Source organism: Niallia sp. Marseille-Q9988, assembly GCF_976954375.1.
This window is the reverse complement of record NZ_CDRJSZ010000005.1, coordinates 250,742-270,144: the sequence shown is the minus strand read 5'-3', so window position 1 is coordinate 270,144 and position 19,403 is coordinate 250,742. Positions and strand designations below refer to the sequence as shown.

The following is a 19,403-nucleotide window of genomic DNA, read 5'->3' as shown; positions in this document are numbered from 1 at the left end:
CTTTTTAGTCCTCCGTACCATTTTGTAAGGAATAAATAGAAACTCCAATTATTCCATATTTTTCATGTCTCACTTGTTGAAGTCTATTTACTGCCACAGGTAAAGAAATATCCGAACCATGCTCACATACAATGACTCCTTCATCCTTTAACAGACCTGCTTCATCAATAAATGTTAACATATTTTCTAATTGTTGCTTTTTATATGGCGGGTCTAGGAAAATATAATCAAAGCTTTTTTCTCTTTTTTGCAATGCTTTTAAAGCACGATTCGCATCATTGCGAAATATTTCGGCTTGGCTGTCCAATTTACATGTAGAAAGATTTTCTTTAATCGTATGTATTGCTTTTCCTTCTTTATCTACAAAAATAACAAGATCTAACCCTCTACTTAAAGCTTCAATGCCAAGTCCGCCGCTTCCAGCAAATAAATCAAGGCCTTCTCCTCCTTGAAAGTAAGGACCTATCATATTAAAAATAGCCTCTTTCACTTTATCTGTAGTTGGTCTAGTCGAGTTACCAGGAACAGCCTTTAATGGAATCCCCTTATTCTTACCGGAGACAACTCTCATTTCAATCACCACAACCCTATTTTACTTAAAGTTATTTTACCTTCCCTATCCTACCATAAACCTATTAGAGAGCCAACATTTTAACGATTTATTCCTTTTATCTGTCAATTTTTATTCGTAAAAAGATAATCAAATCGGAATATTATTACCATTGCATCCTCTTTATATGGTATAGATTAAACCTAATAAATTTTGTTACCTCTAAAAAATAATTTGTTTTTATGTATAAGTGGTCACCGTATGGGGATAATGTAAGTAACAGCATCTATTCGAGGATGTTGTTGCCAACCGCGGAGAAGACTTACGTTTCCCCATAAGTTCTTCCTCCGGTTTCTCCTCTCCCTTTACCTTCTGTTCTTATGAATAATAAGAACGTAGAAGGACCCTGCAGGCATATGCTTGCAGGCTTTTTTTGTCTTTTTCATAGAAAAAACAGTATTCAATGAAGGGCATGGCGGATTCCACCTTTCCTTTACATAAAATACTGCTTTTGTTTTTCTTCAACTACTTATAAGGGATTGTCCTTAGAATGAACATTCCAATAAAGAACAATTTTCTTAAATCCCCATTTTATAATCATATTCTTTCGCTTTATCTGGTCGCGAATTTTCAAATTCCACTTTTAAAAATGGCTTATAGGAAGGCTCTACCTTTTTAACGAAAGAATGAGCATTAATTTTTTCCATTATGCCATCCACATCACTTTGATTCGTGTAGAGCACAACATATTTTAATCTTTTGGAAATAAAATGAACATTTCCATATCTTCTTAACATTTTTGCTTGCTTTAGTGAAAATAGCCAAACAATGATTCCCTGTCGTTGCCCTAGCATAATTTAACCCCTTTAAAATACCATTATTTATCATAATAGCATAGGCAACCAAAATAGAAAAGTCGGAATCTGCTTTTACGAACGCTAGTAAGCCATAAGAAACGTCAAAATAAAAAAGCAATGATCCTAGATTTGATCATTGCCTCTTCGTATATTATGCAGAACAACTACAGCTTCCACCACTTCCACAACCACCGGCGCAACCAGAAAGTTCATCAAAAAATGGATTTCCTGTTGGTACTTTAATAAAAGTAGAAACAGAACGTCCGATAATAACACTGACATCATCTAGAAGCTTTTGCAAACCATTCTCCGCTACTTTAAATGCTGCCACATTATCATCTACATCCATATCGCGTTTTAGCTGTCTAATTTCCATCATGACTTTTTTATATTCAGGATGGTATTTTCCAAAACGCTGAACCTCTTCATAAAGCTCTTTCATTTGGTTAAAAGAATGAATTTTTTGCTGTGTTTCCTTATTTGATTGTAAATTGGCCAAACAAATACGGTATTGTTCTGCAACATCTGAGTTTAATATCATTTCTGCAATGTCTTCTGCTTCCTCTTGAATAAGAAGTATTTCAGTTGTCGCAAGCACGTATTCGCTCACCTCCAATTCTTATTCTACATGAAAGACAGAAGAAAGAAAAGGCTTGTGACTTCCTTTTTCTTCCCTACTCTTTAATCATTACTTGAAATGACTTTTTAAACTTTGTTGTTTTGCTGGCAACATCCATAACAGATAAGTTCATTGTATGTTTTCCTGTTTTTAATCCTTCAATCACAAATGCAGCAGAAGAATATTCCTTCTTCTCCCCATTTATCTCCAAAACGATTTTTCCTAATTTCCCATTGCTATCTTCTCTAAAAGAATAGTCTCTCACTTTACATTCCACAAATACTTTATTTCCTTTAACAATATGACGCACATCAAATTCCTCTTTTGCTGTAGGGGAGAAAGAGGCTTGTACATCTGCAGCCGTAGGTATGGCAGAATAAGTTGCAGCTTCTTTATTTGTCTTTACTTCTGGATCTGGAACATCATCACCACATCCGGTTAAAAGGAGAAAAGCAGGAATACAAATCATTCGGATTTTTTTCAAAGTAAACACTCCTGGTAATTTTTAATGAATTTTCATTTCGGTTAGTATTACCATTCATGCTTTTTTTACTCTAAATAATGTTTATCTTAAAAAGTTATGATTCGGCATTCATTGCTTGAAACATACTAACCATCATGGATGCCATTTGAACACCATTTGAAAATTTTTGTACGTGATCTGGAATGGTTTTCTTATAATAATGAAGAGATGCTATCTCAAAGGTTTCCAACTGATTTGGATTTCTGCTTAATTGTCTATACCATTGCGGCTGTTCTCTTATAAATTGTTGTAATTCTGGATTCTGCGCAATATATTCTTTAATGCTTTGTCTCATATCCATCCTCCTACTTAATCTTTTCTAAAAGAAAACGGCCCAGAAGGTTTTTGTTCTTTTGGCGCAGATGATCCACTAGAACCACTATTAGGAGCAAATTGTGAAATGACACCTTGAATCGTTCCTAAAGCTTGATTTAAGTTTGCTAAGTATCCCTGTATTTGATTTTGATCCATCTTTTTTAGTGTATCAACAATATTAGACATCCAGACAGTTCGATTTGCTTCTGTCTCTTCTTCCTTTTTGCTAGAAGATTCAGAAGCACCTTCTCGTAATCCGTCCCATCTTGCATCATCAGAACCTAATAAATACCAATCTTCATATAATTCTTGTAATGTCACCTTGCCACTTCTCGCTTCTTTTAATATTTTGGGATTTGCTTTCACAAATGCTTTAAATTCTTCTACAGAAGGATGAAGTTCTTTATTAGCCATCATTATTTCACCTCTAATTTGATACATCTGCCTATATTACTTTATGATGCACTTTAGAAAACGTGCAAATCCTCTGTGTCATCCTGTAAATTTTATTGCTATAAACCCGTGGCCTATTTTATTTATTTTTCCTATTGAAAAAGCAATAATCTTTTAGAAAAACCAAACCAAAAAAGCTGACAACCAATCAAATGATTGTGGTTGTCAGCTTCTTTCATACTATTATTTCACCATTTTTCAATAAAATTCTGTGTATAGTATTTATCAAATACGCCTGCTCCAAGATGAGTAAATTTCTCATTCAATAAACACTCTCGATGTCCTTTGCTATTTAACCAGCCTTCGATTACTGCAGGGGCATCCGCATAGCCTGCTGCAATATTCTCTCCAGCAACTTGATAAAATACGTCTCCTGCCTTTAAACGGTCCTCTAGATCTCCATACTTCTCTGATGTATGGGAGAAATCCTCGGTTTCAAACATATCTTTACTATGGCCTAATGCGACTTCAGCAGTAGGTTGATCCCATTCTACTTTATTTAATTTAAATCTTTCTCTTAACACATTTGTCATATCTAATATTTGTTTTTCATTGCCTTCTTGAATTTCTTCACTATATTCCACATTATTATCTGTTTCTAATAGTTCTCCTCGATAAACTAATTCATAAGGCCTTAAATGAAGTAATGTTCGTGCATCCATGTAACGAACACTTGATAAAGTTCCATTAAATTTATCAAAGTATAGCTGTGCATAATAATCACCTATCTGAATTAATGGACGGTTATTTATTTCATCCTCCGATAATTCGAATCGGTAAGAAGAATTTTCATAATTAAAGCTAATATTTGTTTCAATTGGTGTCATCGTATATATATCCCCAACTTCTTGTCCGATTTTATAAGGATTAATATTCACAGCACTACCAATTGCATAGACAGTCACCACTTTGTCATTTAGAATTCCCACCTGAAAATACTCAGATACATTCTTATTATAAATCCACCAATCGTATTCATAGGCTGACGGATCGATTCTAGTTGGTTCACCATATTTCTCTTTTAGTTCATTGACACTTTTACCAATCAAGCTCCCTAATCCTTCTTTAGGAACTGGTAGAATTTGCGAATTCTCTGCTGCTTCATTGAGATTATCCTCCACTTTTGTAGGGTTATCTCCATTTTCAACTAGTACGTCTGGCTGTTCCTTATCATCTGTTATATTAAAATAGAATCCAATTGCTGATAATACTGCAATAATTACGACAGTTCTTAATAAGATTTTCAGAGGATTCCCCCCTCTCTAGCATTGTTTCTATCAATATATGTTGACTTCTTACTAAATAGTATAACTTAATTTAAATAATTTTAATAGAATAAGTAGTTTTTCCATTTTTAGTCCACAAAATAATAAAAAAACTGAAAACAGAGTCCTTTTATTCCAAGGAATTTGTCTTCAGTCTGAATGCTTCTATTCTCTCGAAGCATTTATTAAAATCCTAATATTGCCTTTATAACAGACGTTGTTTCTCCACCATGATAGAAAACATAGAGAAGTAAATAGACGGCTGTTCCTGTAATAGCGGTAATAAACCAGATAATGCTTGTCATTGGACCTAATTTACGATGTTTCGCATATTGTTTTTTATAGCCTGTATACAACATAATAATTCCTAACACCGCCCCGATTGTAGCTAGTGTAATATGAAATATTAAGAAGATTGTATAATAAATCTTAATATCATCTGGTCCCCCAAAAGAAGTATTGCCAATAAAAACCGTTCTTGATGCATAGATAACAAAAAAGATTACGGCAAAAACAGCTGCAAAAAGCATTACCATCTGATGTTCTTTTCTTTTTCTTTTCTTGATTAACCCCCAGCCAATAGCTACAAAAATGCCACTCAAAACGATAAATGTAGTACTTATTGTCGGCAAAATCGGTAATGTAAATTCCATTAAACTACCCACTCCATATAGTATTTACCTCTTTGTTTAACTAACTCCCCAAATTCCCTTATTTCTATTAAAACAAGTCATTATTCTCGAAACTCGTTTTTCCCCTAAAAAAGCGATTTTTCTTTAGAATAATGTAAATACCACCATTGATACAAATAGTATTGTTAAATATTGAATGGAATAGATGAACATTGCTGTAGCCCATTTATATTCATCTTGCTTTTTACTTGCTCGAATTCCTGTAATAACCCAGCCAATATTTAGTAACGTTGCTAAAACTAAAAATGGGATACCAATTTGATATAACAAAAATGGTAGTGGAAATAATGCAACAATCCATATATACGTATGTTTCTTTGTTACTTCAAATCCTTTTACAACAGGTAACATCGGAATTCCTGCTGCTCGATACTCTTCTACTCTTCTAATCGCTAAAGAATAAAAATGCGGTGGCTGCCAAACAAACATAATTAAAAATAGGCTCCAAGCAATAACATCAAGTCCAGGATCAATTGCGGCCCATCCAATTAGTGGAGGCACTGCTCCTGAAAAACTCCCGATAACAGTATTTGATACCAATCTCCGCTTAGACCACATTGTATAAATCACAACATAGCTAAATGCTCCAACTAAAGCAATAACTGTAGCAGTGATAGTTGTTAGCAATAAAAACAAAGTACCTATTAAAAGAAATCCAAAACCTAGGACTGCAACATTTGAAGGCTTTGCTTTTCCTGTTACAGTCGGTCTTGCCTTTGTTCTTTCCATTAATGGATCAATATCACGATCAATAAAATTATTTAACACACACGACCCAGCAATAATTAGTCCTGAGCCAATCAAAGTATATAAAATGATATCAATGTGCTCTAAAAACTTTGCATCTGTAAAGACAATTGCAAGCCAGATACCTGTAAATACCGTAATTAAGTTTGAATTCACAATTCCTATTTTAATTAATGCAAGAAAGTCCTTCCAGGCACTTGTTTCGGCTTGCTTATCCGTCAATTTGGCATTTGAATATGCACGAAAATTAGCCATTGATTATGTCTCCCCCTTCTATTACATAGTAAAGAAAATACTATTTAAATAACCGTTCATTTCCATTTGTGTCATTATTCACATTTAACAACATAGTAATGTTAAAAAAGACTCTTTTGCTATTAAAACATATTTTCACAGAGATTTCTCTCTTTTTTTTGAAAAAACTTCAGTTTTCACATTATTGGAAAATTTGTCCATTTTAGATAAACACTTCGAAAGCGTTTTAGGAATAAAAGACACTCTTTTTATTATAGCTTTTTTTTACAAGGAAGCAAATTAATTAACCTTTTAAATATCAATGTTCAGATTTTAAAATATAAAAAAGATAGCACCAACTATCTGTGCTATCTTTTATGAATCTATTAATTAGGCATTTTTCGTAAAGTTTGTTACTAGGAAGCCCTTTGCTATAAAGGTCTGTTTGTTCGAACAAATGGGGAAGTAGGTTGATTCGCCTGTGGAATATCAGCAACATCTTCAACTTTTGGTTTATAAACCCTCTCATATTTTACAAACATCGAAACATTCACTAAAATCCCCATTCCAATAGATAATTGTAAAAGGGACGATCCACCATAACTTACAAAAGGTACTGGCACACCGGTTAATGGGATTAATCCAGAAATCCCGGCAATATTAATAAACGCTTGAATCCCAACCATACTCGAAATCCCTATCGCTAGTAAGCTTCCAAAAGGATCTTTGCACTTTAATCCCGTATAAATGCCCCGTAAAACAATATAGCCAAGACCTAATACTACAAAGCCTACACCAAAGATACCTAGTTCCTCCGCTATTACAGCCATAATAAAATCGGTGTGACCATCTGTTAAATAGCCAAGCTTTTGTACTCCTTGTCCCAAGCCAACTCCTTTAAGACCACCAGAGCCAATCGCAATAAGTGAATTACTCATATGATAACCAGAATCTTGCACAACATCTTCGCCAAAAGGGGAATCCATAAACACAAATATTCTCGCCATTTGCTTTTCCGTAAACACACTTTTACCAGCCAGCTGCATACAAAGTAGCAATAGGAGTATAAATCCTAATCCAATAAGCATCAGCTTCGATAAATTCTTCCAATTCATTCCTGAACAGAGAATAATTGTTGCACCAATCATCAGAATAATAACCGCTGTCCCAAAATCTGGTTGAACCATAACTAAAGCACAAACAATAACTAAATAGGCTAGTGGTGGGACAACACCCCTATTGAATTCATTAATATAAGACTGCTTTTTTGAATAGATAGCCGATAAATAAATGATTACAGATAGTTTAACAAACTCTGCCGGCTGAAGACTTGAGGTTCCAATTTTATACCAACTTTGCGCATTTCCGTAAACACTACCAAACAAAAATATTCCACCTAAGAAAAAAATAGACCCAAACACCATTGGTACTAATATTCTATTGCTTAGTAGGGCCTTGTATGGAAAAAGTGCGACAACAATGAATGCAGCACCCGCTACTATAATATTCATAATCTGCTTCTTATAATAAAAATCACTACTATCATGTCCATAATATTGGACTGCTGAAACCATGCTCGCACTATAAATCATAATTAAGCCAAATAAAATTAACAGCACCATCGCTATAATAATTGTGTAATCATACGATTTTAATATCTTCTTTATCATTCAACCGCATCCCTTATTCATTCTCCTCATTTAGAGTATTCGTTGTCTCTTATCTATTTCCTGCTGAAAAGGATAAAACTTCTATTCATTCTCTTAAAATATCGGGCGTAAACTTATATATATTTTTAACTAATCCTATTTCGTATGTACTTCCCTTATTTTAGAATAATACACCTAACCACTAAAAAAACTCAAACAATGAATGCTTTTGTTTGAGTTTACTTTTTATTTTCTTATAGAAGCTTCATGCAAATTCGATAATTCTTTTTCCAACTCATCTAAAATCTTCTTGCCAACATGCTCTTCTACTAATCCTAATCGAATAGCAAAATCTATCTCTTTAGACAATCCATACATTTGCGTATCCAATACCTCTTCATATAGAGGACATTGAGGCATTGTTAAATTATCCATCTGAACTTTAATTAGTTTTAATATCTTCTCAGCATCAGCTTTCAATAGCTCATTTGCTTTTTCTTTATGATTAATAATCATTTCAGAAGTCAATCCTATCCCCCCGTTTCCGAGCGATTATCCTATCTATAAAGTTTAAACTCAACCTAGGAAAATTGCAAGAACAATCCCCCTTAAAAAATCTAAAATTTCGTTTCTAACCTTCTAAATGACAGAAAGACAAGAAGAAGCTATACTTAAATTAATATTGTTTTTAGACTGCTAATTATAAATCAATCATGTCCTCATTAATTAGCAGAATTTTAATACAATCAACGAATAAAGAATAAGGAGGAGAATTTAATGAATACTATTATTCAAGTTACCGGATTAGTAAATTTTCCGATAACCATTGATCCGACTGTATGGATATTTGATGATCGTAAACAAACCGCTGAGTCAGTATTCGCGCCAGTCGAAGTAAAGGATGAATTAGAAGCATATACAAAAGAAGCATCCAAGCACTGGGATCAAGAGATTACAGAAGGTGCTAAAGTGCCAGAGCAATCCACAAAAACTTATAAAAAAGTAGAAATGCTAACTGGTACCTTTTATATGCCTTTAGCTCCTTTTATAAAAAATACTGAACCAAAGGAAGTAGCAAAAAATCTGTTAATCACAACAGATGAAGAAGAATATACTATTCCACTAGAAGAAATCGATTCGATTTTCTTATTATTTTGCGTAAAAGGAAAACCGCTTACAGAAGATGGTCCTGTATATATTTTTGATAATACAAAAGCCAAGAAACAAACGCCTATCAAAAATGTCAAAGCATTTAAAATTACATAATAGAGCATCCATCCACATTTACGCCATCTAGCAATTGCTAGATGGCGTAAAAAAGCTAAAGTTTATAATAAATCTGCAGCTAACTGTGCTAGAGACGATCTCTCTCCTTTGACTAATTTTACATGTCCAGCTATTGGCTGGTCTTTAAAACGTTCTACCACATAGCTTAATCCATTATTAAAAGCATCTAAATAAGGATGGTCGATTTGTTCTGGGTCTCCCATTAAAACAATTTTACTTCCTTCTCCTACCCTTGTTAAAATCGTTTTCACTTCATGCTTTGTTAAGTTTTGTGCTTCATCAATAATAATAAATTGATCAGGGATACTTCTTCCTCTAATATACGTTAATGCCTCTACTTCTATTGAGCCCATTCCTGCAAGAATTGCTTCTAATTCACCAGGTTTCTTTGTATTAAACAAATACTCGAGATTATCGAAAATCGGCTGCATCCATGGCCTTAATTTCTCTTCCTTCTCTCCAGGAAGAAAGCCTAGATCCTTCCCCATTGGTACAATAGGTCTTGCAACTAATAATTTTTTATAATCGCCAAAATCTTCTGTTTGCATCAATCCTGATGCTAATGCCAATAAAGTTTTTCCTGTTCCTGCTTTCCCTATTAGCGTAACTAACGGCATGTCTTTCTTTAATAACATTTCAATTGCCATTGTTTGCTGCACATTTCTTGGGCGAATTCCCCAAATATGCTCATGATCAAACACTAGCTTTTTCACATATTTTCTTGATGAATCAACAATTGCTAACGCAGATGACGAAGACCCTAATACATCCTTTAAGATGAGAAACTGATTAGGATAATAACTTCCATTGCCAATTTCCGTGACAGGAAGCTGTCCAATCTCATAAAAGCGATTTAATACATCAATCGTTACTTGTACATCCATAAAACCGGTATACAAATCTTCATTTTCAACAACTCGGTCACTTAAGAAGTCCTCACTCATAAGCCCAATTGCATCTGCTTTAACACGGACTAGTGTATCTTTACTTACTAAAATAACGGTTCGTCCATTTTCTTTTTTGCTTTCTTCTATTGATAAATTTTTTGCAACTGCTAATATTCGGTTATCATTCGTTTTTTCCACAAATATTTCTTGAAGCTCATGAAAAGATCGGTGATTTAGTTCAATTCTTATAGTTCCGCCATTTTCCAAAGGAATCTTATCATGCAACTTTCCTGCTTCTCTTAAATTATCGATCAATCTAGATATTTGTCTTGCGTTCCTTCCGATTTCATCCATGTACCGTTTTTTGCTGTCTACCTCTTCTAATGCTACTGCTGGAATTACTACATCATTGTCACTAAAAGAAAAAATGGAATATGGATCCTGTAACAAGACATTTGTATCCAATACGTAAATTTTACTCAAACCGATGCCCCCTGCTCTAAAACGTCATATATTGCTGCACTATCCGTGTAACGGAAAGAACCTTGGTAAAATATATGTTTTATCGCATAAAGATAGAAGATATTTCTCACAATAAAGAGAGAGGAAGTATAAAAAAACATAAAAATGCTCATTTCCACCAACAAATCAGGTGAAAATGCACACTTTTAGAAGTTATTCTTCAATATTAAAGGAGGTAATTTTTATGAAAAAAGGATATTTGTTCATTGCAATCCTTTTTCTGCTTGCTGGATGTAATAACAATAATGTAGAAAATAGCCAACAATCAGAGAATAGAGATGATACCCCTCATGTTACAAATGTAAAAAATTCTACTATCGAGGAAGTTGACCGTAAAACAGGACAGGATATTGCCAAAAGACTCGTTTCCCTTGCAACAAGTATCGAAAATGTCAATGATGCAACAGCAGTAGTCATCGGTAAATATGCCCTTGTAGGTGTGGATATTAACGCTGACTTAGATCGTTCAGAAGTCGGTTCCATCAAATATTCTGTTGCAGAAAGCTTAAAGAACGATCCTGATGGGGCAAATGCTGTCATTATTGCTGATCCTGATATGAATGCAAGACTAAAAGAAATTGGCGAAGATATACAAAATGGGAAGCCAATCCAAGGTATCTTTAATGAATTGGCCGATATTAGCGGAAGACTAATCCCTGAAGTACCTGCTGATATGATTAAAAATGAGCCAGATGGGGATATGAAAAAGCCGAATGAAAAATTGAATGAAGAAGAAGAAAAAGAACTGAAAAATGACCAAGATGAGCAATCGAATAATCGTATAAGAGATTAAAATTCGATTTTCTATACGATTTTATATATAATGTGCCTATAATCTATTTTTTTCGATCTTATAGGATTAGAGGTGCAGCTGTTGAAAGTAAAATGTGTAATATGTGATAAAATTGAAGATATAGACGAAAATTCCTTTCAGGCAAAACGACTACGAAATCGGCCGATTCATACGTATATGTGTAAAGAATGTGAAGAACGAATTGCGGAAAATACAAAGAAACGAATAGATTCTGGCAACTTTGTTCTTTATCAAAACAAAACGCAAGAAGATGATTGGTAAGTAGACAAGCAGTATCAATAAAAAGAAGATCTTTTAGCTAAGGTCTTCTTTTTTTTACATACTTCTTTTTTAACTGCTTCGTTATTTAGAGGTTATTTGTTGGAAACACGAATTTATGCTTCTATTTTTATTACGTTTGGTTTTAGATCATGGTAGCTAGTATGAGATATTCTCTGTTACCTTTCACTTTGGATTTTCTTGCTCAATGGAAAAAAGTGGGGGTTATGAACACCACTTTTCTCTTTCAACTTGCGAAATCTGGTTTTCATCTCCAATAAAAACACTATTTTTCCACCTTACTCACTCTAAATGACAATTTCCAGCGAAATCCCTACCTCCGCCCTACTCTAAACACAAAAAAGAAGCCATCAACAGATGACTCCTTTTCTTTTATTTATTCAGCAGATTTTTTCTTCTTGCCAGCTCTTTCACGTTCTGCTTTATTTAAGATTTTTTTACGTAAACGAATGGATTCTGGAGTTACTTCACAATACTCATCTTCATTTAAGTATTCTAAAGATTCTTCAAGTGTCATAATTCTTGGTTTTTTCATTGTTGCTGTTTGGTCTTTGTTTGCTGAACGGATGTTTGTTGCTTGTTTTACTTTTGTGATATTAACAGTAATGTCATTTTCACGTGTATGCTCACCAACAATCATCCCTTCATAAATTTCAGTCCCAGCTTCTACAAAGATAATTCCGCGGTCTTCTACTTGCATAATCCCATAAGTAGATGATTTTCCAGATTCCATACTTACTAATACACCTTGACGACGTCCACCAACTTGGCCTGATGCCATTGGTTGATAGCTATCGAATGTATGGTTGATGATACCATATCCGCGTGTTAATGTTAAGAATTCAGTTGTATAACCAATTAGTCCACGAGCAGGTACGTTAAAGATTAAACGAACTTGTCCGTTACCATTATTAATCATATCTAACATTTCACCTTTACGAGCACCAATTGACTCCATTACAGAACCTGTATGCTCTTCAGGAACATCAATTTGTACACGCTCGATTGGCTCACAACGAACACCATCGATTGTTCTAACAATAACTTCTGGTTTTGAAACTTGAAGCTCATAACCTTCACGACGCATATTTTCAATTAAGATAGATAAATGAAGCTCTCCACGTCCTGATACAGTCCATGCATCTGGAGAATCTGTATTTTCAACACGTAAACTTACGTCTGTTTCTAATTGAGCGCGTAATCTTTCTTCAATTTTTCTTGAAGTTAAATATTTACCTTCTTTACCTGCAAATGGAGAGTTATTAACTAAGAAAGTCATTTGAAGAGTTGGCTCATCGATACGTAAAACTGGAAGTGCATCTTGATGTTCAAAAGGACATACAGTTTCACCAACGTTAATATCTTCCATTCCTGATACTGCGATTAAATCTCCAGCGTATGCTTCTTCGATTTCTTGACGTTTCAATCCGAAGAAACCAAAGATTTTTGTTACACGGAATTGTTTAACAGTTCCATCTAATTTCATTAAAGCTACTTGTTGACCAACTTTCATCGTACCGCGGAATACACGACCGATACCAATTCTTCCAACATAGTCGTTGTAGTCTAAAAGAGCTACTTGGAATTGTAAAGGCTCTTCGCGATTATCAACTGGTGCAGGAATATGCTCTACAATTGAATCATATAATGATTGCATGTTTTCATCTTGTTTTTCAGGGTTTGTGCTGGCTGTACCATTAATAGCTGATGCATAGATAACAGGGAATTCTAATTGTTCTTCTGTTGCATCTAATTCAATAAATAAGTCAAGAACTTCATCAATTACTTCAGCAGGACGAGCAAAGTCACGGTCAATTTTGTTAACAACTACAATTGGAGTTAAGTTTTGCTCTAATGCTTTTTTCAATACGAAACGTGTTTGAGGCATACAACCTTCATATGCATCAACAACAAGTAGAACACCGTCAACCATTTTCATGATACGTTCTACTTCTCCACCAAAATCAGCATGTCCTGGTGTATCTAGGATATTAATACGTTTATCTTTATATTGAATAGCAGTATTTTTCGCTAATATTGTTATTCCACGTTCTCTTTCTAAATCATTGGAATCCATTGCACGTTCTTCCACATGCTCGTTTGTACGGAATGTGCCGGATTGTTTTAGCAGCTGGTCAACCAACGTTGTTTTACCGTGGTCAACGTGAGCAATAATAGCAATGTTACGAATATCTTCTCTAATTTTCAAAAATTTCACTCCTACCTAAATATGTCTATCTTGATTTAATTTATTTTTTTAATAATATTATAACTGAGTCATTATATCACATAATTCCGAAGAAACCTAAAAGCTTTTATAAAAAACACTGAATGAAAACGCTATTTTCGAAAATATTTTTTAAACTAACCTTTTTATCCGATAATTATCAATTTCTTTACATTTTTTCTGTTCTTTCCAAGCCATCCCATTGTATTATAGAAGGAGAAAATAGATAAAAAACCCACATCTAGTCGCTGTGGGATCATTTAATCATTATCATACGCTATTATTTCCGATTAATATATACCATAATAAAGGAAGATAATCATGAATTTTGATAAATATCCATTTTTTTACTATAACATCTATGGAATTTCAAGTTTTATTGGTATCGGTATATGTATTGCTGAAAAAACATTAGTTGGCACACTCATTTGTTTTTTCTTAATGTGTGGGATTTGGTCACTTCGATCCCAAAAGAAAAAGAAAATGCAACAAATATTGGAAAAACAGCAGTGTTAGTCTTTTACCAGTTACCATCCTTTAAATATTTTTCGAGTATTTCCTCATGTAATCCAGGTTTAGAAGCAAAAAAAGATTGTTGTGTTAATAAATCAAGAGGCTCATTTTTTAAAGTTGTTACCTTTCCTCCAAGTTCTTCCACCATTATCTTGCCTGCTGCGTAATCCCATGGCGATAATCTTAAAGTGAGATAAGCATCCATTCGTCCAGCTGCAATATAGGCAAGTTCTAAACAAGCTGACCCGAAAGATCTCGTTCCTCTAGATTCCCTTACCAGTGGTTCTAAAATGCTCGGATCTATACGTTTATTTTTCGTAACCCATGTTGCATTTAATCCAATAATAGCCTCATCAACAGCGGTGTCCTTTAAAGGGAGTAGCTTTGTTTCGTTCATATATACCCCATTCCCCTTTTGAACATGGTATAGTTCATCTGCAACTACATCATAAATTAAGCCGATTTTCCCTATTCCATCCTCATAAATACCGATTGAAATCGCGAAATCCCGTTGCATATGGACAAAATTCATCGTTCCGTCAATTGGATCAATAATCCAGACAATCCCCTTTAAATCTTCTAAAGATTCACTTACTCCCTCTTCTCCTAAAATTCGATGAGCAGGAAAAACATCATTTATTTTATTTATCAAAAACTCTTCCGTCCCCTTGTCTATTTGCGTAACTAAATCATTTTTATTAGATTTTGTTTGAATAATGAGCTCAGATGAAAAAGACTTGATGATCCTTTCCCCCGCTTCTTTTATCCATTCTTTTGCATACTTATCAATTTCAAGCCAATTTGTCATTTTCTCAACCTTCTTTACATTCTTTTTTCCAGCACTTCCTATATTTTAGCTAATATAATCTCTAAACATACTTCAAAAGAAGCTATCTTATTCTCTATAGTATCATAAAATAAGAAAATTCTATAAATTGCAGTGCTATAGAATAACTATTTAAAAAGTCGATTGCCATTAAACAAGTTTCCTTCCTATCATTCCCTAAATAATGTAGCAAGCAAAATCATGCAGCTGACTCTATAGGAATTCAAATTTCCTTCCTATAGAGTCAGCTGCATGATTATCTATTATATTCCTTATAATGCTTTAAGTCTTAGAAGTTCCTGCCTGATTCTTTCTAGTTTTTGCTTACTTAATTTTTTTTGTTTTTCATCTTTTTCATTGATTGCATCGAATAAGGTAGCCAATTCATAATCCATTTCTAGACGAAGAACAGCCCTTTTTTCCTTTTCCACTTCCATTTTCTTCGCTAAATTCATCAATTGTTTCACTGACAGTACACCCCTTTCATCGACTTGCATTTCTGTGATTTCATATATATTATGTGAAAACCAATTAGCTTGCTCCTTTTTTGTGCGATAACCTAGTGCAATCCAAATTTCTTCATAATATTATTTATGTATGCTACAATATTGGCGAAAAGCATATCAAAAGATGAATATACAAGAAAATAACTAAATAGCTTACTTGATTATATATAAACTATTTACCCGGAAACATAAGAGATAAACTCAAAAGGAGATAAGAAATAATGTCGTTCACTGGTTTTATACAAAAAGATTTTGATACATTTAAGATTGAAGGACTGGATTCAAGAATGGAAGCAATTCAAGAGAGAATTCAGCCGAAATTCCTCGAAATTGGCGCAGAGCTTACAGATGAACTTTCAGGTAAACTCGGAATGGAAATGTTCCTCCATATTGCCAAGCACGCAAGACGGACCGTGAATCCCCCAAAAGATACATGGCTTGCGATTGCAAATAATAAGCGTGGATATAAACAACATCCACATTTCCAAGTTGGCTTATTTGATGACCATCTCTTTATATGGCTAGCTTATATATACGAACTTCCAAAAAAGAAAGAAATTGCACAAGGCTTTTTAGAAAATTACGAGCTAATACAGTCATCTCTGCCGAAAGATTATTTCCTTTCCATGGATCATATGAAAAAAGAGGCTATAAAAATAGAAGAAGCCGATTTAAAAGCAGCTTTAACAAGGTTCCGCGATGTAAAAAAAGCTGAATTTTTAGTTGGTCAGCAAATCCCAGTTGGTAATCCGATTCTTTCAAATGGAGAAGCATTACTCTCCTTAATTGAACATACATATGATACATTACTTCCAATTTATAAATTATCAATGGAGTATTAAAGAGGACAAAAAAACTTGGGTATACCAAGTTTTTTTGTCTATTAAGAATCACTCTACTAGCCTTCAATAGATGCGGAAAAAAAAAGCACCCTAATTAGCATCATGACTTTACAGTTAGCAAGATTGCTCTTAGAATGCTTTTTATGTATAACCCTTTTCCTATGGCATCTTTATTCTGCTATTCTCTGTAGCATCTTTCGCCTTTTTGATTGTTCGATATGTAGAATATCCACTTACTTCTTCAAATTCATCACAGACATTCTTTTCTTGCGCTTTCCCTGGGACAATTTTTTTAAATGCTCGATATTGTTCCATTAATTCAGCTTTTTCTACACCTTTTTCATAGGCTTTCTCAATACATTCAAAAAACTTAACTACCGTAATGATTTCATCTGTTGACCAATCGATATCGATTGGGTATTGATAATCCATTTTTCCACATCCTATTATTTAAAGTATTTTCAGATAAAATCTATTGTAATTTAAGTAAGCAAGAAAGTAAAACTTGTTTCTTCATACTAACTTTTTCCTTTGTTTTATAAGCTTATGCACCCAAAAAGGCATGTAAAAAAATAATTCTTTTTGCTATAGTAAAAACTAATTGTATGCAAAGAAAATAAAAAATGCTATAATTCTTTTGTTTTATGATTTTTATAATTTGAAATTAGGGTAAAACTTGTTAAGAGTAACGAAATTAAAGACAATAGGGCGACAAATAGGTACAATAAATTTCTAGCACGTACATAAGAAATTTCAATAAAGTTCGCTAATGTTTGCATAAAAATACTTAATAAAGAGGTGTAGTAATAAATTGTCACAACACGAAACACCGTTATACCACGGATTATTGGAACATGTTAAAAAAGATCCTATACAATTTCATATACCTGGGCATAAAAAAGGGAATGGAATGGATCCAGAATTTAGAAACTTTATCGGAGAAAACGCCCTTTCGATAGACCTTATTAATATTGGTCCTCTTGATGATCTTCATTATCCAAAAGGGATGATTAAACACGCCCAGCAACTTGCTGCTGAAGCGTTTGGAGCAGATCATACTTTCTTTTCCGTTCAAGGCACAAGTGGTGCTATCATGACAATGATCATGAGTGTTTGTGGCCCAGGAGATAAAATTATTGTTCCAAGAAATGTTCATAAATCTGTTATGTCTGCGATTATATTTGCCGGAGCTATTCCAATTTTTATCCACCCAGAAGTAGATAAAAACCTTGGTATTTCTCACGGAATCACGGTTGAGTCTGTTCAGCATGCTTTTGACCTTCATCCAGATGCGAAAGGACTACTTGTTATTAATCCAACTTATTTTGGCATTTCAGCTGATTTAAAAACAATTGTGGATTTAGCTCATTCCTACAATATTCCTGTTCTAGTGGATGAAGCACATGGAGTTCATATTCACTTTCACGAGGCTCTGCCCATGTCTGCAATGCAAGCAGGTGCAGATATCGCAGCAACAAGTGTACATAAACTTGGTGGTTCTATGACACAAAGTTCGATTTTAAATATGAGAGGCGACCTAATTAGCTACAAGCGAGTCCAGTCCATTCTAAGTATGTTGACAACAACTAGCACATCCTATCTGTTGCTAGCATCATTAGATGTTGCGAGAAAGCGACTTGCAACAGAGGGAAAACAACTAATAGATAAAACGATAAATCTTGCACAATACATTCGAAGACAAATTAATGACATTGAACACTTATACTGTGTTGGAGAAGAGATTCTTGAGTCAGACTCTGCATTTGATTATGATCCGACTAAACTAATTATTTCCGTGAAGGATCTTGGCATAACAGGCCATGATACGGAAGAGTGGCTTCGTAAAAATTATCGGATAGAAGTGGAAATGTCAGATTTGTATAATATCCTGTGCATTATTACACCTGGAGATTCAGAAAAAGAGGCCAATATTTTAATTGATGCCCTAAAAGCACTTGCTGAAGAAAGAAAAGATAAAGCGTCTAAAGTGGAGGCACGAGTAATGCTGCCAAACATCCCTCTACTAGCGCTAACACCAAGAGATGCTTTCTACTCTGAGACAGAATTAATTAATTTTGATGATTCAGTTGGAAGAGTCATTGCGGAATTTATTATGGTATACCCTCCAGGAATCCCTATATTCATCCCTGGCGAAATTATTACAGAAGATAACCTTGCCTATATAAAACGAAATATGGAAGCAGGATTACCTGTTCAGGGGCCTGAGGATTACGATTTCAAAAAGCTTCGCGTTATTAAAGAGCATCGCGCGATAAGATAATAGTGCTTTAGGTAACAGGAATGCCAAATGAAGGTATTCCTGTCTTCTATTTGGATATAAAAAATGCTAAACATTTATTTCTATAGGTAAGAACAGATTGGAGTTTTCTTTTTGAAAAATTATTTGATTATGACGATTATAAGTTTACTAATTAGTCTTGCTACCCCGTTTCTCTTTAAAAATTACATAGTACAAAAACCGACGCAATTAACACAATCCTTTCGTTTTGGTGGTCCCATCCCATTTGCAGAACAACAAAAGCTGTTGCCTGCCTCATCGAATGCCTATCCATTAGAAGTTTCATTCGAATCTCCCATGCAAACGAAAACTATTTTTCATCCCGTTTCATTTATGTTTAGCTTTCTTATGTTTTTCTTATTAATACTATCGATCTTCACTGTTCTTAAAAGCTATTTTGGAAAAATACCATCAAAGCGGAGACAATAAATAGTTGCATGGTTTTTAATTCTATTTAAATAAAATGCCTTTGATTATCCAAGGGCATTTTTTGTATT

General features: G+C 34.0%; 23 protein-coding genes. 7 read left to right on the top strand and 16 right to left on the bottom strand.

Going from position 1 to position 19,403, the window contains the following annotated elements; translation table 11 throughout:
* Positions 1-4: 4 nt before the first annotated feature.
* The 11 genes from rsmD to ACWNMZ_RS11110 all read right to left on the bottom strand — a co-directional run bounded on the left by rsmD (position 5) and on the right by ACWNMZ_RS11110 (position 8,432).
* Positions 5-571 carry a 16S rRNA (guanine(966)-N(2))-methyltransferase RsmD gene (gene rsmD / locus ACWNMZ_RS11160; protein WP_031534257.1) on the bottom strand — a complete coding sequence of 189 codons (567 nt, stop codon included), beginning with the start codon at positions 569-571 and terminating at the stop codon, positions 5-7.
* Positions 572-1,128: 557 nt separating this feature from the next.
* Entirely contained in the window at positions 1,129-1,404 is a 276-nt protein-coding gene (locus ACWNMZ_RS11155) for a YlbG family protein (RefSeq protein ID WP_031534255.1), read from the bottom strand.
* A 154-nt stretch (positions 1,405-1,558) separates the two neighbouring features.
* Positions 1,559-2,005 carry a YlbF family regulator gene (locus ACWNMZ_RS11150; protein WP_031534253.1) on the bottom strand — a complete coding sequence of 149 codons (447 nt, stop codon included), beginning with the start codon at positions 2,003-2,005 and terminating at the stop codon, positions 1,559-1,561.
* Between the two features lie 76 nt (positions 2,006-2,081).
* Entirely contained in the window at positions 2,082-2,510 is a 429-nt protein-coding gene (locus ACWNMZ_RS11145; protein WP_048717759.1) for a hypothetical protein, read from the bottom strand.
* 94 nt (positions 2,511-2,604) lie between these two features.
* Positions 2,605-2,844 carry a YlbE-like family protein gene (locus ACWNMZ_RS11140; protein WP_031534251.1) on the bottom strand — a complete coding sequence of 80 codons (240 nt, stop codon included), beginning with the start codon at positions 2,842-2,844 and terminating at the stop codon, positions 2,605-2,607.
* Between the two features lie 14 nt (positions 2,845-2,858).
* On the bottom strand, positions 2,859-3,278 hold the full coding sequence (locus ACWNMZ_RS11135) for a YlbD family protein (protein WP_031534249.1): 420 nt from the start codon (positions 3,276-3,278) through the stop codon (positions 2,859-2,861).
* Between the two features lie 227 nt (positions 3,279-3,505).
* The gene (locus tag ACWNMZ_RS11130) at positions 3,506-4,564 is read right to left on the bottom strand and encodes a CAP domain-containing protein (protein ID WP_449598636.1); all 1,059 of its coding nucleotides are present in this window, start codon (positions 4,562-4,564) and stop codon (positions 3,506-3,508) included.
* Between the two features lie 203 nt (positions 4,565-4,767).
* Positions 4,768-5,235 carry a DUF420 domain-containing protein gene (locus ACWNMZ_RS11125; RefSeq protein ID WP_031534245.1) on the bottom strand — a complete coding sequence of 156 codons (468 nt, stop codon included), beginning with the start codon at positions 5,233-5,235 and terminating at the stop codon, positions 4,768-4,770.
* A gap of 123 nt (positions 5,236-5,358) precedes the next feature.
* Positions 5,359-6,276, bottom strand: coding sequence for a heme o synthase (gene cyoE / locus ACWNMZ_RS11120; RefSeq protein WP_031534243.1), 918 nt, complete (start codon positions 6,274-6,276; stop codon positions 5,359-5,361).
* Positions 6,277-6,686: 410 nt separating this feature from the next.
* Entirely contained in the window at positions 6,687-7,925 is a 1,239-nt protein-coding gene (locus ACWNMZ_RS11115; RefSeq protein ID WP_031534241.1) for an FtsW/RodA/SpoVE family cell cycle protein, read from the bottom strand.
* Positions 7,926-8,150: 225 nt separating this feature from the next.
* On the bottom strand, positions 8,151-8,432 hold the full coding sequence (locus ACWNMZ_RS11110; protein ID WP_031534239.1) for a YlaN family protein: 282 nt from the start codon (positions 8,430-8,432) through the stop codon (positions 8,151-8,153).
* A gap of 249 nt (positions 8,433-8,681) precedes the next feature.
* On the opposite strand from ACWNMZ_RS11110, the gene ACWNMZ_RS11105 reads away from it, so the two are divergent.
* Positions 8,682-9,170, top strand: coding sequence for a hypothetical protein (locus tag ACWNMZ_RS11105; RefSeq protein WP_031534237.1), 489 nt, complete (start codon positions 8,682-8,684; stop codon positions 9,168-9,170).
* 62 nt (positions 9,171-9,232) lie between these two features.
* Here the strand turns inward: ACWNMZ_RS11105 and ACWNMZ_RS11100 are convergent, their stop codons facing one another.
* On the bottom strand, positions 9,233-10,561 hold the full coding sequence (locus tag ACWNMZ_RS11100; protein ID WP_035415906.1) for a PhoH family protein: 1,329 nt from the start codon (positions 10,559-10,561) through the stop codon (positions 9,233-9,235).
* A 223-nt stretch (positions 10,562-10,784) separates the two neighbouring features.
* On the opposite strand from ACWNMZ_RS11100, the gene ACWNMZ_RS11095 reads away from it, so the two are divergent.
* Both ACWNMZ_RS11095 and ACWNMZ_RS11090 read left to right on the top strand, forming a co-directional pair.
* On the top strand, positions 10,785-11,393 hold the full coding sequence (locus tag ACWNMZ_RS11095; protein ID WP_031534233.1) for a YhcN/YlaJ family sporulation lipoprotein: 609 nt from the start codon (positions 10,785-10,787) through the stop codon (positions 11,391-11,393).
* 81 nt (positions 11,394-11,474) lie between these two features.
* Positions 11,475-11,675 (top strand): YlaI family protein, encoded by a 201-nt coding sequence (locus ACWNMZ_RS11090; protein ID WP_031534230.1) that lies wholly within the window; start codon positions 11,475-11,477, stop codon positions 11,673-11,675.
* A 394-nt stretch (positions 11,676-12,069) separates the two neighbouring features.
* Here ACWNMZ_RS11090 and typA read toward each other — a convergent pair whose 3' ends face one another.
* A complete protein-coding gene (gene typA / locus ACWNMZ_RS11085; RefSeq protein WP_031534229.1) occupies positions 12,070-13,902 on the bottom strand; it encodes a translational GTPase TypA in 1,833 nt (610 codons plus the stop codon).
* A gap of 339 nt (positions 13,903-14,241) precedes the next feature.
* On the opposite strand from typA, the gene ACWNMZ_RS11080 reads away from it, so the two are divergent.
* Positions 14,242-14,436 (top strand): DUF5325 family protein, encoded by a 195-nt coding sequence (locus tag ACWNMZ_RS11080; protein WP_031534228.1) that lies wholly within the window; start codon positions 14,242-14,244, stop codon positions 14,434-14,436.
* 4 nt (positions 14,437-14,440) lie between these two features.
* Here the strand turns inward: ACWNMZ_RS11080 and ACWNMZ_RS11075 are convergent, their stop codons facing one another.
* Together ACWNMZ_RS11075 and ACWNMZ_RS11070 are read right to left on the bottom strand one after the other, a co-directional pair.
* Entirely contained in the window at positions 14,441-15,241 is an 801-nt protein-coding gene (locus tag ACWNMZ_RS11075; RefSeq protein ID WP_031534226.1) for an inositol monophosphatase family protein, read from the bottom strand.
* Between the two features lie 290 nt (positions 15,242-15,531).
* A complete protein-coding gene (locus ACWNMZ_RS11070; protein ID WP_031534224.1) occupies positions 15,532-15,726 on the bottom strand; it encodes a hypothetical protein in 195 nt (64 codons plus the stop codon).
* 260 nt (positions 15,727-15,986) lie between these two features.
* Here ACWNMZ_RS11070 and ACWNMZ_RS11065 point away from each other — a divergent pair, with 260 nt between their 5' ends.
* Complete coding sequence (locus ACWNMZ_RS11065) at positions 15,987-16,607, top strand: DUF1054 domain-containing protein (RefSeq protein WP_031534223.1); 621 nt, start codon at positions 15,987-15,989, stop codon at positions 16,605-16,607.
* A 159-nt stretch (positions 16,608-16,766) separates the two neighbouring features.
* Here ACWNMZ_RS11065 and ACWNMZ_RS11060 read toward each other — a convergent pair whose 3' ends face one another.
* On the bottom strand, positions 16,767-17,039 hold the full coding sequence (locus tag ACWNMZ_RS11060) for a UPF0223 family protein (protein WP_031534221.1): 273 nt from the start codon (positions 17,037-17,039) through the stop codon (positions 16,767-16,769).
* A gap of 379 nt (positions 17,040-17,418) precedes the next feature.
* Between ACWNMZ_RS11060 and ACWNMZ_RS11055 the strand changes: the two genes are divergently transcribed.
* Together ACWNMZ_RS11055 and ACWNMZ_RS11050 are read left to right on the top strand one after the other, a co-directional pair.
* Positions 17,419-18,888 carry an aminotransferase class I/II-fold pyridoxal phosphate-dependent enzyme gene (locus tag ACWNMZ_RS11055; protein ID WP_251627356.1) on the top strand — a complete coding sequence of 490 codons (1,470 nt, stop codon included), beginning with the start codon at positions 17,419-17,421 and terminating at the stop codon, positions 18,886-18,888.
* Between the two features lie 111 nt (positions 18,889-18,999).
* Complete coding sequence (locus ACWNMZ_RS11050; protein WP_251627357.1) at positions 19,000-19,335, top strand: hypothetical protein; 336 nt, start codon at positions 19,000-19,002, stop codon at positions 19,333-19,335.
* Positions 19,336-19,403: the final 68 nt, after the last annotated feature.

Bases quoted from the DNA above. Each gene is read 5' to 3' on its own strand.
- rsmD (WP_031534257.1), bottom strand. From the start codon at position 571: ATGAGAGTTGTCTCCGGTAAGAATAAGGGGATTCCATTAAAGGCTGTT.
- ACWNMZ_RS11155 (WP_031534255.1), bottom strand. From the start codon at position 1,404: ATGCTAGGGCAACGACAGGGAATCATTGTTTGGCTATTTTCACTAAAG.
- ACWNMZ_RS11140 (WP_031534251.1), bottom strand. From the start codon at position 2,844: ATGAGACAAAGCATTAAAGAATATATTGCGCAGAATCCAGAATTACAA.
- ACWNMZ_RS11135 (WP_031534249.1), bottom strand. From the start codon at position 3,278: ATGGCTAATAAAGAACTTCATCCTTCTGTAGAAGAATTTAAAGCATTT.
- ACWNMZ_RS11125 (WP_031534245.1), bottom strand. From the start codon at position 5,235: ATGGAATTTACATTACCGATTTTGCCGACAATAAGTACTACATTTATC.
- cyoE (WP_031534243.1), bottom strand. From the start codon at position 6,276: ATGGCTAATTTTCGTGCATATTCAAATGCCAAATTGACGGATAAGCAA.
- ACWNMZ_RS11115 (WP_031534241.1), bottom strand. From the start codon at position 7,925: ATGATAAAGAAGATATTAAAATCGTATGATTACACAATTATTATAGCG.
- ACWNMZ_RS11105 (WP_031534237.1), top strand. From the start codon at position 8,682: ATGAATACTATTATTCAAGTTACCGGATTAGTAAATTTTCCGATAACC.
- ACWNMZ_RS11095 (WP_031534233.1), top strand. From the start codon at position 10,785: ATGAAAAAAGGATATTTGTTCATTGCAATCCTTTTTCTGCTTGCTGGA.
- ACWNMZ_RS11080 (WP_031534228.1), top strand. From the start codon at position 14,242: ATGAATTTTGATAAATATCCATTTTTTTACTATAACATCTATGGAATT.
- ACWNMZ_RS11075 (WP_031534226.1), bottom strand. From the start codon at position 15,241: ATGACAAATTGGCTTGAAATTGATAAGTATGCAAAAGAATGGATAAAA.
- ACWNMZ_RS11065 (WP_031534223.1), top strand. From the start codon at position 15,987: ATGTCGTTCACTGGTTTTATACAAAAAGATTTTGATACATTTAAGATT.
- ACWNMZ_RS11060 (WP_031534221.1), bottom strand. From the start codon at position 17,039: ATGGATTATCAATACCCAATCGATATCGATTGGTCAACAGATGAAATC.